Below are 13852 nucleotides of genomic sequence, written 5' to 3' on the forward strand. Positions count from 1 at the left end.
CACCGCACTGCATCTAGGGCAGCACGCAAGGCGATCCCCCGGCACCCGACGGCAACAAGCCGCCAGGGCCGGGGGATCTGCCGCGTCAGGCGGACTATCGCTCAAGCTGACTCAGGAACTCGTTGAGGGATGAGAAACACCCGGCCTCGAACAGCACGGTGCGGAAACCGACTGCACGCGCTGCATCGGTGTTCTTCTGGCGGTCGTCCACGAACAGGCACTTACCGGGCTCAGCCCCAATCATGCCAAGCAGCGCGAGGAAGGCCTCGGCATCGGGTTTGCGGACACCGATGTCGCCGGAGATGCACCAAGAACCGATGAACTCTGCCAAGCCGAAGTGATCGCGTTGTAGGGCGGCCCACTCGCTCATGTCGTTCGACAGGCATGCGACGCGTATGCCGCGAGCTGTCGCTTCCTCGAGCAGATCCTTGAGGCCAGGCGAAAGCGTGTGACCTGTGATGTAGTCGGCATCACTGCCGTCGACGCCGCACCGCTGCCAGAACTGCGAACTGGTCATCCGGCCGAGGCTGGCGTCGAGATAGAGGGCCTCGATTTCCGAATCAGCGAGCTGACAGCCGTTGCCGCGCAGGTATGGGATGAGCAGCTCGGCGACGTCGTCACCGGCGTGATACATGACGCCCATCGCATCCAGCACAAGCCAACGAACATCGCTCATGCTGCCCGCAGCCATCTTGGGCTACGGCCGGACTTCGATGAAGCCTGCTGCGCTGAAGTCGCCGTCGAATGCCAACGCCTCGGTGATTCGCTCGCGGCGCATGATCTCGAAGCTGGTGGCATCCACGTAGGAATAGGCGCGTTCATCGCGCCGGTGCAGCCATTCCCACGCCCGCACGTCGACCGATTCATCGACCAAGGCGACCGATACGCGAGCCGAGTCACGGATGTCGTTGACGGCTCGCACGGCGGCCATGTGGCCGGCTCTGCGTCGCAGCCACGTCCATGTCTCCCCGAGCACGGCAGTCGACGTTCGAACCGGGTGTTGATCATGGCGCCACAGAGCTGCCGCAGCGACGTGGTTACGGTCTCGGGTGACTTGCAGCGCGATCCAGTAGGAGGTATCGGCGAACCTCATTCGCCGTAGCCGTAGATGACCGCATCGATGTCGTCGTCGGGTTCGACATCGAGCCATCCGATGAGCGCGTCGACGGGATCGTCCCCTACCGGTCGTTGGGCCTCGAGCAATGTGCGCACAGCGTCTCGCATCAGCGCCGAACGTGACACTCCCTGCTTCGCTGCCGCTGCTGTCAGCGCGTCGTCAATGTCGGGCTCCATATAGAGCTGTATACGCCGCACACCTGCAATATACACCGCGCAACTCTTGGGCATCCGTTGCGAATGGCGGCCACCAGCGGCGGTGACCGCGCCACCTGAGTGCGCGGAGCGCCGGACTCAAAGTTATGAAACTTGCTGTGGGTTTGACTTCTTGTCCAAGACTTTGCAAAAGGAGTCGCCGCGGGCGTGGTCTACGGGATGATCGACAGGACTGCGTCCGCGCTCCACTCGAGGAGTGTCTGCGGAAGGACGCCGACAACGAGTGTCACTGCCACGCACAGCGTGATGGCAAGCACGGTCGTCAAAGGCAGGTCCCCCCAGCGCGGGCGGCTGGGTCGGGCAGCCGGAGCGGTCTCGTCCGCATCCGCTGCGCCCTCGGGTGCATACATCGCCAGCACGACGCGCAGGTAGGCAAACGCACTCACGACGGCCGTGACCATGGCGACGGCGGCCAGGACGTAGCCGCGGGTTCCAATAGCGGCACGGATGACCTCGAACTTCGCCACGAATCCTGCAGTGAGCGGCACGCCCGCCTGTGCCAGCAGCAGCACGGCGAATGCGAGCGCCAGCACCGGACGGCGACGAGCCAGCCCGCCGTAGCGGCTGAGATCGTGCCGGCTGACGCCGTCGTCAGGATCCCCCGCAGCTCCGATGACCACCGACAGCACGGCGAAGCTGCCCAGCGCCATGAACGAATAGGCAATGAGGTAGAAGAGGGCTGAGGAAACAGCGTCGCCCCCGCCTTCGTTCCACTGCGCCAGCCCGCTGACGTCCGGGACCGCGGAGAGACCGACCAGCACGAAGCCGGCGTGGCTGATCGAGCTGAACGCCAGCATGCGCTTCACGTCGGACTGGCAAATAGCCATCACCGCGCCGACGGACAGCGTGGCGAATGCCAGCGCGACGATGATCGGCGACCACGCAGTGCTCTGCTGAAAGACCGCCACGTACAGAACGCGCGCCAGTGCTGCGAATCCCGCTGCCTTGGCAATCGACGCCAAGTAGCCGGTGACTGGGCTGGGCGCCCCCTCGTAGGTATCGGGTGCCCAGAAGTGGAACGGGACGGCGGCGACCTTGAAACCCAGGCCGACAAGCAGCAACGCAATGCCGGCGAGCAGCAAATAGTCGGCTTCTCGCACCGTCTCGAAGAGGAACTCGCCGATCCCGCTGAGGTTCGTGCCGCCAGTAGAGCCATAGACGAGCGCGATGCCGTACAGGAAGAACGCCGAGCTGAACGCCCCCAGCACGAAGTACTTCATGGCCGACTCGCGAGCGCTGGCCCGCCGGCCTGCCAGCGCGATCAGCACGTACAGGGCGATCGACAGCGATTCGAGGCCCAGGAACAGCACGATGAGGTCGTTCGCGCCGGCCATGACCACGGCCCCTGCTGCCGATGCCAGCAGCAGCGCCGCGAACTCGGGCGGCGCCATGTCATAGCGATCGAGAGCCGAATGCGCGACGAGCGCTGTGATGACGACACCAGCACCGATCAGCACCGTGAGCAGGAGACTGAAGCCGTCGCTGACGAATGCGCCTGCCAGCGTGGGCCGGGGTGTCGTTCCCCACATTCCCCACTGCACGGAGGCGACGATGGCCGCAGCCGCACCCGTGGCGATGGCAGTGCTGGTGGACACCCAGCCAGGCAGGGTGCGCGGTGCCAGCGAAGCCACCAGCAGCAGCACGAGCGCCGCGCCCACCAGGATGATCTGCGGGACGAGCACCCACCAGTCGACGCTCGGCGAAGCGAACGTTTCGCTGAACAGCTCGTCGAGCGGCGGCATCAGTGATCGTCCCCGTCGTGGCTGCCGGCACTGTCGGCGGAGCTGTCACCGGCGTCGACGATCACCGGATCGTCCGGGTCTGGCAAATCGAAGTCGCTGTGCTCGTCAAGATGCACCAGCAGTGTCTCGGCGGCGGGTTCGGTGGCGTGGAGCAGCAGCTTGGGGTACACGCCGAGCGCCACGGCGGCGATGACGAACGGTGCCAGCGTCAGCAACTCGCCCCGGCGCAAGTCAGGCGTCTTGCGGTCGGCCGCTGCGGGCGGACCGTGGAACACACGCTGGTAGGCCCACAGCAGGTACAGCGCCGCCAGGATCACGCCGGTGGCAGCAATGATCGTCCACCAGCGCCTGGTCTCGAACGAGCCGATCAGGATCAAGAACTCGCCGACGAAGCCGTTGAGACCCGGCACGCCGATCGACGACAGCATGATCAGGGTGAACACCCCGGCATAGACCGGGGCCGCCGACTGGATTCCGGCGAGCTCGTCGATCTGCCGTGTTCGGCGCCGCTCATAGAGCATCCCCACCAAGAGGAACAACGCGCCGGTGCTGATGCCGTGATTGACCATCTGGATCACGCCGCCGCCGATGGCCTGAGTGGTGAAGGCGAAGATGCCGAGCACGATGAAGCCCATGTGGGCCACCGAGGAATAGGCCACCAGCCGTTTGAGGTCGCGTTGCATCGCCGCGGTGATCGCACCCCAGATGACCCCCACGACGCCGACGGTGGCCAGCACCGGCGCGGCCCAGTCGGACGCCTCCGGGAACAGGTAGAGGCCGAATCGCAGCAGACCGTAGGTGCCCAGCTTCAGCAGCACCGCAGCCAGCACCACCGAACCTGCGGTCGGTGCCTCGGTGTGCGCATCGGGCAGCCAGGTGTGCAGCGGCACCACCGGCACCTTCACCAGAAAGGCGATCGCGAATGCCACGAAGCAGAGGCGTGCCGCGTTCGTGGCCAGCTGCTGGCCTTCAGCCAGCGTCACGAGGTCGAACGTGATGCCGCTGTCGGGCGAGCCGAGCACGGCGGTGGCCACGATCGCGACGAGCAGCAGTGCCGAACCCGCCATCGTGTAGATGAAGAACTTGGTGGCGGCGTAGCGGCGCCCGTCGTAGCCCCAGCCTGCGATCAGCAGGTACATGGGCACCAGCACCACTTCGAACATCACGAAGAACAGGAACAGGTCGAGCGCCACGAACGCGCCGACAGAGCCGGCCTGCAACAGCAGCATCCACGCCGTGTAGGGCTTCGGATCGTGGTGCGGGTCGACGCCGGCCAGCACGATCGGCACGATCACGCTGGTCAGTACCACCAGCCACAGCGAGATGCCGTCGACGCCGACATGCCACGAGATCCCCAGGTCCGGAATCCACGACTGATGGCTGACGAATTGAAAGCCCTCTCCGACCGATTCGGCCTTGTTCGCTGCGGCAGTGTCGAACTGCCAAGCCAACGCCAGCGCCAGCGCGCCGGCGATACCGGCGAACAGCGCCCCCATCGGTCGGGCGAGGTCCGGCCGGCTTCGCGGCAGCAGGGCGACCACGAGCGCGCCCACCGCGGGCACGAAGATCAACGCGTTGAGGAACGGGAAATCAGCTCCCGAGTCCGAGGCGGCAAGCAGCGCATTCGCCGTCATGAGCCAGCCCACGCAATGATCGCGATGACCGCCCCGGCTGTGACCAGCACGGACGCGCTCATGACTCGTCCCACAGCACAGACCCGACGCACACACTGATCCTGAGATGCAGGTGCCTGCTTGGATCCCGAATCGACCTCGCCCCGCAGCGCCAGCCAGACGACGATAGGAATGACGCCCAGCAGGATGAGATTCATGAGACGCCCCGCAGCGCCAGCCAGACGACGAGGATGATGGCGCCGACGGCGACACCCGACGCGTAATGGCGCAGGTAGCCGGACTGCAGCGGCCGCACGGCCTGGCCCAGCATGGCCACGAGCTTGGCGACACCGTTGACGGCACCGTCCACGAAGCGCCGGTCGGCGCTGGCAGCGGCTTCGAACGCCTTGGCGCCTGGTCCGCCGACGAAGTTCGAGATCGTCGAGTCGACGTAGAACACGTTCTCGAGCAGGGCGGGTTCAAGCCGGTCGGCGGGGATGCGGGCGCGCAGCCATGCCGCCACCGCCACGGCAATGCCCCCGACCGCCGCGATGACGGCCACCAGGGCCAGCACCAGCTTCGTGCCGGTGCCCGAGGAGAACTGGTGCGAGTGGGCCAGCACGGGCTCCAGGAAGTGCTCGAGCACCAGCCAGTCCTTCACCAGCGGCAGATTCATGATGCCGCCAATGGCTGCCGCGCCGGCCAGCAGCACGAGCGGCAGCGTCATGGTGGGCGGCGACTCGTGCGGGTGGGCGCTGTCGTCCCAGCGCTGGCCGCCGAAGAACACCAGGAAGGTCTGGCGGCTCATGTAGTAGGCGGTCAGCAGTGCGGTGACGAGGCCCACGATCCACAGCAGCGGTCCGATGTCAGGCTGCTCCCAGGCCGCCAGCAGGATCTCGTCCTTCGACCAGAAGCCCGACAGCGGCGGCACCCCGGCGATGGCGAGCCAGCCGACGATGAACGTGACCGCCGTGATGGGCATGACGGCACGCAAGGCGCCCATGCGTCGCATGTCCTGCTCGTCGCCGAGACCGTGGATGACCGAGCCGGAGCCCAGGAAGAGCAGGCCCTTGAAGAAGGCGTGGGTGACGACATGAAAGATGGCCGCCACATATGCGCCTGAGCCGATGGCCAAGAACATATAGCCCAATTGGCTCACCGTCGAGTAGGCCAGCACTCGCTTGATGTCGTGCTGCGCGACCGCGGCGAGCGCCGCGAACAGCGCCGTGGCAGCACCGACGATGGCGATGACCAGCAGCGCCGATTTCGACTCGTCCAGCACCGGGTTGAGCCGCACCAGCAGGTACACGCCCGCCGTCACCATCGTGGCGGCATGCACCATGGCCGAGACCGGGGTGGGACCCTCCATGGCGTCTGGCAGCCACACGTACAGCGGGAGCTGTGCCGACTTGCCCGCGGCCGCGAGCAACAGGAGCAGCGACACGGCAGTGGCGGTTCCGGTCGCCAGACCGCCGGCCGCCGCCGCGATACCGGCGTAGGACACCGTGCCGAGCGTCGTCCACAGCAGGAACGTGGCCACCATGAAACCGAAATCGCCGATCCGGTTGGTGACGAAGGCCTTCTTGCCCGCGGTGGCTGCGGTGGGCCGCTCGTGCCAGAACGAGATCAGCAGGTACGAGCAGGTGCCGACCCCTTCCCATCCCAGAAAGGTCACGACGAGGTTCTCGCCCAGCACCAGCATGAGCATCGAGAACAGGAACAGGTTGAGGTACAGGAAGAACTTCGAGTACTTCGGGTCGCCCCCCATGTAGCCGACCGAATAGAGGTGGATCAGCGTGCCGACGCCGGTCACGAACAGGGCCATCGTCATCGACAGCGGATCCACCAGCAGTGCTGCGTTCACCTCGAGGCTGCCGATCGGCATCCACTCGAACAGCGTCGAAACGAACCATCGCCCGCCGTGCCCGCCCGCACCGCCTGGCGTGCTGTCGAGTCCCAGCAAGCCGCCGAACGTGATGAGCGTCAGCAGGAACGATCCAGCACTGGCGGCAGTCGCCAGCCAGCCGGCCCGTGGCTCGCCCAGGCGAGGTCCCACCGCCAAGAGCACCGCAAACCCGGCCAAGGGCAGCGCGGGGATGAGCCACACCAGTTCGACCATGACTCAGATCTCTCCGCCAGTCGCCGGGAGGAACCTTGCCACTGTCCGATGCAGCGCTCTTCGAGGCTCGACCATCGCTTCAGTCCTCCGCCTCTAACCCCGCAGGGCGGACAAATCGTCCGCCGTGGCGTGCGGGGAGGCACGCAGCACCGCGACCACCAATCCGAGGCCCACCACGACCTCGGCAGCAGCAACCACCAGAACGAACAGCACCACCGTCTGTCCGTGCACGTCGCCGAAGCGATCCGCGAACGCGATGAAGCTGAGATTGACGCCGTTCAGCATCAGCTCGACGCACATCAGCATGATCAGCGGGTTGCGCCGCACCAGCAATCCCGTGCCGCCGATGATGAACAGCAACGCGCCGAGGATCAGGTACCAGCTCGTCACCACCTCGAGACCGCTCATCGGTTGGCCTCGGTCGAACTGCTGACCCCTCGAACCCCTGATGCACCGCCGTTGTGCTGGCTGGTGCGCCGCCCATCGGCGCCATCGCTGCGACGAGCAAGGATCACCGTGCCGATGACGGCCACGATGAGCATCAGCGAGGTCAGCTCGAGTGCGTACACGTAATCGGAGAACAACGATCGGGCAAGGGCGCTGACATCAGCGACGTAGTCCGTGGGGTCTTCGCCGACATCGACGCCCTCCGCTGCTGCGGTCTCGAGCGCCAGCGACTTGGCGCCCTTGAACAGCCGGTCGACGGCAGCCACCAGCCAGACCAGTACGGCCGCACCGCCGAGGCCGAACGCCGCAGCGGTCCAACGCTGTGCCGGCAGCGCCCCCAACGAGAGATCAGCGGCCCGGTCGACACCCAGCAGCATGATGACGAACAGGAACAGCACAACGATCGCGCCCGCATACACGATGACCTGCACCGCTGCGATGAAGTGCGCCTGCTGGGCCACGAACAGCACTGCGATGCCGAACAGCGTCATCACCAGCATGAGCGCCGCGTGAACCGGATTGCGCGAGAGCACGACGCCGATCGCGCCGACGAGGCACGCGGCGGCGGCAACCGCGAACACGACCACCTCAACCATCAGAGGCCGTTCCCGTGACCGTGTTCATCACCGGAGTCCCGGTGCTCACCTGCGGCGGCGTGGCTGCTTTCTGCTGTCTCGGCTGCCGTCGGCGACGCAGCGTCGAGATCGTCGTCCGGCTCGGCGTGCTGGCCCTGTTCTGGCGCTCTCACCCCGTAGCCCAGCTCGCCGCTCCACGCGACGCGCCCTTCATAGGCCGGCTGGCCCGAGGGGGATGTCGCCCGCATCCAGCCTGACGTGTGCTCGTCGTCGCCTGGATGCCACAGTTCCCATGGCTGTCGCCGAGGACGACCGTCGTCGTCAGTGAGCAGCTCGTCCTTGGTGTAGATGGCGTCGCGCCGGGTGGGGAAGCTGAACTCGAAGACCTTCGTCTCGGTGATGGCCTCGGTGGGACAGGCCTCCACGCACAGATCGCAGTGGATGCAGCGCAGGTAGTTGATCTCGTAGACGTAGCCGTAGCGCTCCCCGGGCGCGACCGGGTTATCAGGGGGATTGTCGGCTCCGCGCACGTAGATGCAGCGGGCAGGGCACACCCCGGCGCACAGCTCGCATCCGATGCACTTCTCCATGCCGTCGGGGTAGCGGTTGAGCACATGGCGGCCGTGAAAGCGAGGCGGCTTCGGCCGCTTGTCATGCGGATACTCGGTGGTGACACGCTCATCGAAGAGCTTGCCGAAGGTGACAACGAACCCGTCGAGATATCCCATCAGCTTCTCCCTGTGGCCGAGGCCGGCACTTCTTCGTCCGCATCCGCCGTGTTGCGCTTGGCCGCTCGCAAGGCTGCTGACAGCAGCAGCCACCCCAGCGCGAACACTGCGGCGCTCACCCCCAGCGTCACAGCGAGCCGTTGCGCGACGCTCCAACCCTCCTGCTCGAACACCAGTTGCCGCAGACCCAAGAACATCAGCCAGAACAGCATCACCGGGATAAGCACCTTCCACCCCAGCGACATGAGCTGGTCGTAGCGCAACCTCGGCAGCGTCGCCCGGAACCAGACGAACATGAACAGGAACGCGAGCACCTTGGCCAAGAACCACACGGTCGGCCACAGCCACGTCCAGCCGAAGAACACCGGCCCAGCCGGACCGCCGAAGAACAGCGTGACCATGATCGCCGACATCGTGATGACGTTCATGAACTCGGCCAGGAAGAACAAGGCGAAGCGGATCGACGAGTACTCCGTGTGGAAGCCGCCCACCAGCTCCTGCTCGGCTTCCACCAGGTCGAACGGCGGCCGGTTCAGCTCGGCGGTGGCAGAGATGAGGAAGACCAGGAACGGCACGATGCCGGTCGTCAGCAGCAGCCAGGTGTTCACGCCTCCGGCCTGGGACGCCACGATGCTCTGGGTGGAGAGCGAACCCGCCACGATCACCACGGCGACGACCGACATGCCCAGTGCCGCCTCATAGGAGATCGCCTGAGCGGACGCGCGCACCGAGCCGATCAGCGGGTACTTCGAGCCTGACGACCAGCCCGCCAGCATCACGCCGTAGACGGCAACCGAAGACATGGCGAGCAGCAGCAGGACGCCGACCGGCGGGTCGGCCACCTGCAGGATCGTCTCCTTGCCGAACAGCGTGACCGTGCCCTGACGACCCGGCTCGTCGGCAAAAACGCCGCCGACGGGAACGATGGCGAACGCCACGAAGGCAGTGACAGCGGAGATGTACGGGGCCAGCCGGAACACCAGCGGATCTGCATTGGCGGGGCGCAGATCTTCCTTGAAGAAGAACTTCACGCCGTCGGCGAACGCCTGCAGCAGCCCCCACGGCCCGGCCACATTGGGGCCGATGCGGTGCTGCATGTCCGAGATCAGCTTGCGCTCGAACCAGATCATGAACATGGTGGCGACGAGCAACGCGCCGAAGGCCACGAGCACTTTGACGCCCATGACGGCGATGTCGCCCCAGTCGGCGCCGTCTGCAAACAGCGGATCGCCTGTCACGACAACGCTCCATTACACGCCGCGGCATCGCCATGCCCTGCGGGGCCATCCGCAAAGAGCGGGTCGCAAGTCACGACGCCGGCTCCTTCCCTACGCGGGTCTCGATGCGCACATCGGTGACTGCTGCCGTCGCGTCTATGAGCGCACCCACGTCGAGCGCGGGCGACGGCAGCAACAGCACGGCATTATGGCGACCGACGGCCGCATCCGCCACGATCGGCAAGCGCAAGGCGCCGCGCTCGGAGTGAACCTCCACCTCGGTGCCTGATTCGACGCCCACGCGCTCGAGATCGGTGGGATGCACGCGCAAGGCGGTCTCGGCCCGCAAAGACGCCAGCGCCGGGGTCATCCCGACCGTCACCCCCCCGTCGTAGAGCTTGCGGTTGCACACCAAGCGGAGGCTGTAGGCATCCCGGGGCGGCGCTGCATGCGCGGGCGGCAGCTCAGGCTCGAACGTTGCACCCCTCACCAGCACGCCGTCGCCTTCGATGCCAGGTCCGGCCACGTCGGCATGCGTCTCGCAGACCACGGCGATCTCGGCCGTGATCTCCGAGGCCGACACGAATCCCAAGTCGGCATCGCAGAGCATCGCCAGTTCGGCGGCGATCATCCAGTCGGGACGCGCCGAGCCCGGCGGCGTCACCAACTCGCTCAGCGCAGACACTCGCCCTTCGATATTGGTGGTGGTTCCGGACTTCTCCCCGAACGCAGACGCGGGCAGGATGATGTCGGCCTCAATCGTCGACTGGTTCAAGAAGGTGTCCACCGCGACGACCGTGCGGGCGCCCGCCATACCGAGCCGTGCCAGCACGCTGTCGGGAAAATCGGTCACCGGATCGGCGCCGAGCAGAAAGAGCACGTCGATGTCTCCCGCGGCGGCTGCGGTGAGGATCCCCGCCGCTTCGCAGCCCAGCTCAGCCGGCAGTTCGCCCCACGCTGCGACAAGCCCGGGAGTCGGATCGGTGCTGAGGCTGCGCCCGGGCAGCAAGCCCGGCGCGAGGCCCATGTCGAGCGCGCCCCGGACGTTGCCCCGACGGGCAGCTACCAAGAACTTGGCGTGGGGCACCCGATCAGCGATCACCGATGCCACCTCGGCGGCCGCATCGGCAGACTCCGCGACCGAGGAGCGCCCCAGCACCACCACCACCGAGCCACCGGCCAACTCGTCACCCAACGGGTCGTCCCCGTTCAACAGATCACGCAGGACCGAGGCCGCTTCGCCGCCCCGGCACCGCTCGCTCCTCGCGGCATCGCCACTCAGGCCGGTCTTGACCGGGGAAATCTCGACCAAGCGCGTCGTGCCCGCTCGGGCCGCCCCCCGCAGCCGCAGTTGCAGCACCGGCAGCTCTTCGCGCAGGTCGCCGCAGACGAGCAGGGTGGTGTCGGCGTTGCACGCGTCGTCGATCGTCGCCGTCCCGAGGCCGACGACGAGCTCCGCAGCCAGCCCATCGCCCATCTGGGCGTCGACGTGGTTGGTCCGCAGCACGGTGCGAGCCAGCTTCGACCACGCATACGCGTCCTCGTTCGTGCCGCGAGCGCCGCCGAGCACGGCGATCGCCCCGGGCCGCGCAGCCTTGACGGCACTGGCTACTGCATCGAGCGCTCCGGCCCAGTCCGACGGCTCGAAGTTGCGCATCGACTCGACGTCGGCGATGTCCGCAGCTCGACCCCCTGAGCGCGCCCGCAGGGGCCGCGTGACGCGCTCGGGGCTGCTGACCGAGCCATAGGCGAACCGGCCCTTGTCGCACAGCCAGCCATGGTTTACCGGATCGATGTCGACCCCGAGACAGCGCACCAGCTCGTTGCGTGACGACTGGACCGCAATCCGGCAGCCGACCGCGCATGTGGTGCACGTGGACTCGGTCTGGGCGAGGTCCCACGGCCGCGCCTTGAAGCGGTACGGCGCCGCGGTGAGCGCTCCCACCGGACAGATCTGCACCGTGTTGCCCGAGAAATACGACGAGAACGGCTCGCCGGGAAACGTCAGCACCTGGGTCTCGTTGCCGCGCTCGACGAAGTCGATGAGCGGGTCGCCGGCGATCTCGTCCGCGAACCGGGTGCAGCGATCGCAGAGGATGCATCGCTCCCGGTCGAGGTGCACCAGTTCGGAGATCGGGATCGGTTTTTCGAAGTGCCGCTTCTCCTCGACGAAGCGGGACTCGCCCGGGCCGTAGGCCATCGTCTGGTCCTGCAGCGGGCACTCGCCGCCCTTGTCGCAGACGGGGCAGTCGAGCGGGTGGTTGATGAGCAGCATCTCCAGCACGCCCTCTTGGGCGCGCTGAGTGCGCTCGCTGGCGGTGTCCACCACCATCTGCGGCGAGACCGGGACCATGCAGGACGCCTGCAGCTGCGGCCCGCGGCCGGTGTCGATCTCGACGAGACACATGCGGCACATGCCCACCGAGCTCATCCGCTCGTGGTAACAGAAGCGCGGGATGTGCACTCCGGCGCGCTCCGCTGCGGCGATGACGAGCTCGCCCGGACGTGCATCGACCTCGACGCCGTCGATAGTCACCTCGACTGCGTCGGATGCCGCGGCGTTCGACGCCGCGGTGCTGGGTGCCGCCTTGGCGGCAGTCGCGTCAGACACTTACGGTCACCTCCGACACGGCGCTGACCTGCTGACCCTGAGCAAGCCCTGAGCCGGCAATCTCAGCATCGAGGTGGGCATTCGGAGCAACCCGAGCGTCGAATTCCTCCGGGAACAGCGTCAAGGCCGAGTGCAGCGGCGCGAATGCCGACGGGCCCACGAAGCAGATGGTGGTCATCTGGTACGGGAACGGCTTCGCCTCGAGACCTCTCTCGGGCACGGCTGCGTGAGGAAAATCCCCAGGGCTGATCGAAGCGCCGACCTCTGCCAGTACGTCGAGATCGCGCGGCGTGCCCGTGCCGTCGCACACACGCCGCAGCACCCGCTCCAGCCAAGTGGCCCCTTCCCGGCACGGCACGCACTTGCCGCACGATTCATGCGCGTAGAACTTCGTCAACGTCAGCGCAGCGGCGGGAATGTCAGTGGTGTCGTCCATCACCATCACCGCCCCCGAACCCAGCATCGAGCCCTGCGGACCCACCTCGGAGGCCTCGAAAGGCAGATCCAGCTGTGCCGGCGTGAACCATGGGGCTGAGCCGCCGCCGGGCACGAACGCCTTCAGCTCGCGGCCCGGACGCATGCCGCCGCAGTAGTCCTCGCCGTAGATGAGGTCACGAAAGGTAGTGGTGCCGTTGGTGATCTCGTACACGCCGGGTCGCTGAACATGGCCGCTGACAGCGATCATGCGCGTGCCCGGCGAGGTGTGCGTGCCGATGGCCGTGAACGCCGCCGCGCCGTTGCGCATGATCCACGGCAGGTTCGCGAGCGTCTCCACGTTGTTGACAATGGTGGGCCGGCCGTACAGCCCGATCGCGGCGGGGAAATAAGGGGGCTTCAGACGCGGCATGCCGCGGTTGCCCTCGAGGCTCTCGATGAGGGCTGTCTCCTCGCCGACGACATAGGCACCGGCACCCGAATGCAGCACGATGTCCACTGAGAAGTCGGTGCCGCAGATGTTGCGTCCCACCCAGCCGGCCTCGTACGCCTCGTTGAGCGCCTGGGCTACGCGCTCCTGCGCCAGTGCCATCTCGCCCCGGATGTACAGGAAGCACTGCGACAGGCCCACGGCGTAGCAGGCAATCAGGCATCCCTCGATGAGCTGGTGCGGATCGAGCTCCATGAGGAGACGGTCCTTGTAGGTGCCCGGCTCGGACTCGTCGCCGTTGACGACGAGGTAGCGGGGCCACACTCCCGGCGGGCAGAAGCCCCACTTGACGCCCGCGGGAAAGCCGGCACCGCCTCGCCCGAGCAAGGTGGCATCGCGCACCTCGCTGTGGACATCCGCCGGCGAGCGCTCGAGCGCGGCCCGGATGCCCTCGTAACCGCCCGTGGCCAAGCAGCGCTCTAGCGTGTAGCTGTCGGGATGGTCGAACCGCCCGGTGACGATGCGCGGCGCGTCGGTGGCCACGAAGCCGGGTGCGTGGGGAATCGTGTAGGACGCCATCAACTGAGCCTCTCGCCGTCCCAC

At 66.8% G+C, this 13852-nt stretch carries 12 protein-coding genes; all 12 read right to left on the reverse strand.

Annotated elements, in window-relative coordinates; all coding sequences use genetic code 11:
* Window positions 1–94: 94 nt before the first annotated feature.
* The 12 genes from ACOGXQ_RS13830 to nuoF all read right to left on the reverse strand — a co-directional run bounded on the left by ACOGXQ_RS13830 (window position 95) and on the right by nuoF (window position 13828).
* The gene (locus tag ACOGXQ_RS13830; protein ID WP_419944212.1) at window positions 95–676 is read right to left on the reverse strand and encodes an HAD family hydrolase; all 582 of its coding nucleotides are present in this window, start codon (window positions 674–676) and stop codon (window positions 95–97) included.
* Between the two features lie 21 nt (window positions 677–697).
* The gene (locus tag ACOGXQ_RS13835) at window positions 698–1093 is read right to left on the reverse strand and encodes a type II toxin-antitoxin system VapC family toxin (protein ID WP_419944213.1); all 396 of its coding nucleotides are present in this window, start codon (window positions 1091–1093) and stop codon (window positions 698–700) included.
* Entirely contained in the window at window positions 1090–1293 is a 204-nt protein-coding gene (locus ACOGXQ_RS13840; RefSeq protein WP_419944214.1) for a CopG family transcriptional regulator, read from the reverse strand. Before ACOGXQ_RS13840 ends, ACOGXQ_RS13835 begins: the two co-directional genes overlap by 4 nt.
* Window positions 1294–1484: 191 nt before the next feature.
* Complete coding sequence (locus tag ACOGXQ_RS13845) at window positions 1485–3074, reverse strand: NADH-quinone oxidoreductase subunit N (RefSeq protein WP_419944215.1); 1590 nt, start codon at window positions 3072–3074, stop codon at window positions 1485–1487.
* Window positions 3074–4708, reverse strand: coding sequence for a complex I subunit 4 family protein (locus ACOGXQ_RS13850; RefSeq protein WP_419944216.1), 1635 nt, complete (start codon window positions 4706–4708; stop codon window positions 3074–3076). The genes ACOGXQ_RS13845 and ACOGXQ_RS13850 overlap by 1 nt, the downstream gene beginning before the upstream one ends.
* 193 nt (window positions 4709–4901) lie before the next feature.
* Window positions 4902–6806 (reverse strand): NADH-quinone oxidoreductase subunit L, encoded by a 1905-nt coding sequence (gene nuoL, locus ACOGXQ_RS13855; protein WP_419944217.1) that lies wholly within the window; start codon window positions 6804–6806, stop codon window positions 4902–4904.
* Between the two features lie 93 nt (window positions 6807–6899).
* Entirely contained in the window at window positions 6900–7214 is a 315-nt protein-coding gene (gene nuoK, locus ACOGXQ_RS13860) for an NADH-quinone oxidoreductase subunit NuoK (RefSeq protein ID WP_419944218.1), read from the reverse strand.
* Entirely contained in the window at window positions 7211–7849 is a 639-nt protein-coding gene (locus ACOGXQ_RS13865; RefSeq protein WP_419944219.1) for an NADH-quinone oxidoreductase subunit J, read from the reverse strand. The genes nuoK and ACOGXQ_RS13865 overlap by 4 nt, the downstream gene beginning before the upstream one ends.
* Window positions 7849–8556 (reverse strand): NADH-quinone oxidoreductase subunit NuoI, encoded by a 708-nt coding sequence (nuoI, locus tag ACOGXQ_RS13870; protein ID WP_419944220.1) that lies wholly within the window; start codon window positions 8554–8556, stop codon window positions 7849–7851. Before nuoI ends, ACOGXQ_RS13865 begins: the two co-directional genes overlap by 1 nt.
* Window positions 8556–9794 carry an NADH-quinone oxidoreductase subunit NuoH gene (nuoH, locus tag ACOGXQ_RS13875; RefSeq protein ID WP_419944221.1) on the reverse strand — a complete coding sequence of 413 codons (1239 nt, stop codon included), beginning with the start codon at window positions 9792–9794 and terminating at the stop codon, window positions 8556–8558. Before nuoH ends, nuoI begins: the two co-directional genes overlap by 1 nt.
* 70 nt (window positions 9795–9864) lie before the next feature.
* The gene (gene nuoG, locus ACOGXQ_RS13880; protein ID WP_419944222.1) at window positions 9865–12384 is read right to left on the reverse strand and encodes an NADH-quinone oxidoreductase subunit NuoG; all 2520 of its coding nucleotides are present in this window, start codon (window positions 12382–12384) and stop codon (window positions 9865–9867) included.
* Window positions 12377–13828, reverse strand: coding sequence for an NADH-quinone oxidoreductase subunit NuoF (gene nuoF, locus ACOGXQ_RS13885; protein ID WP_419944223.1), 1452 nt, complete (start codon window positions 13826–13828; stop codon window positions 12377–12379). The genes nuoG and nuoF overlap by 8 nt, the downstream gene beginning before the upstream one ends.
* Window positions 13829–13852 lie beyond the last annotated feature (24 nt).

Origin of the sequence: Candidatus Poriferisodalis sp. (assembly GCF_965208485.1) — a bacterium.
Lineage (GTDB): Bacteria > Actinomycetota > Acidimicrobiia > Acidimicrobiales > Poriferisodalaceae > Poriferisodalis.

Coding starts and splice junctions, on each gene's coding strand:
- ACOGXQ_RS13830 (WP_419944212.1), bottom strand. CDS start 676: ATGAGCGATGTTCGTTGGCTTGTGCTGGATGCGATGGGCGTCATGTAT.
- ACOGXQ_RS13835 (WP_419944213.1), bottom strand. CDS start 1,093: ATGAGGTTCGCCGATACCTCCTACTGGATCGCGCTGCAAGTCACCCGA.
- ACOGXQ_RS13840 (WP_419944214.1), bottom strand. CDS start 1,293: ATGGAGCCCGACATTGACGACGCGCTGACAGCAGCGGCAGCGAAGCAG.
- ACOGXQ_RS13845 (WP_419944215.1), bottom strand. CDS start 3,074: ATGCCGCCGCTCGACGAGCTGTTCAGCGAAACGTTCGCTTCGCCGAGC.
- ACOGXQ_RS13850 (WP_419944216.1), bottom strand. CDS start 4,708: ATGACGGCGAATGCGCTGCTTGCCGCCTCGGACTCGGGAGCTGATTTC.
- nuoL (WP_419944217.1), bottom strand. CDS start 6,806: ATGGTCGAACTGGTGTGGCTCATCCCCGCGCTGCCCTTGGCCGGGTTT.
- nuoK (WP_419944218.1), bottom strand. CDS start 7,214: ATGAGCGGTCTCGAGGTGGTGACGAGCTGGTACCTGATCCTCGGCGCG.
- ACOGXQ_RS13865 (WP_419944219.1), bottom strand. CDS start 7,849: ATGGTTGAGGTGGTCGTGTTCGCGGTTGCCGCCGCCGCGTGCCTCGTC.
- nuoI (WP_419944220.1), bottom strand. CDS start 8,556: ATGGGATATCTCGACGGGTTCGTTGTCACCTTCGGCAAGCTCTTCGAT.
- nuoF (WP_419944223.1), bottom strand. CDS start 13,828: ATGGCGTCCTACACGATTCCCCACGCACCCGGCTTCGTGGCCACCGAC.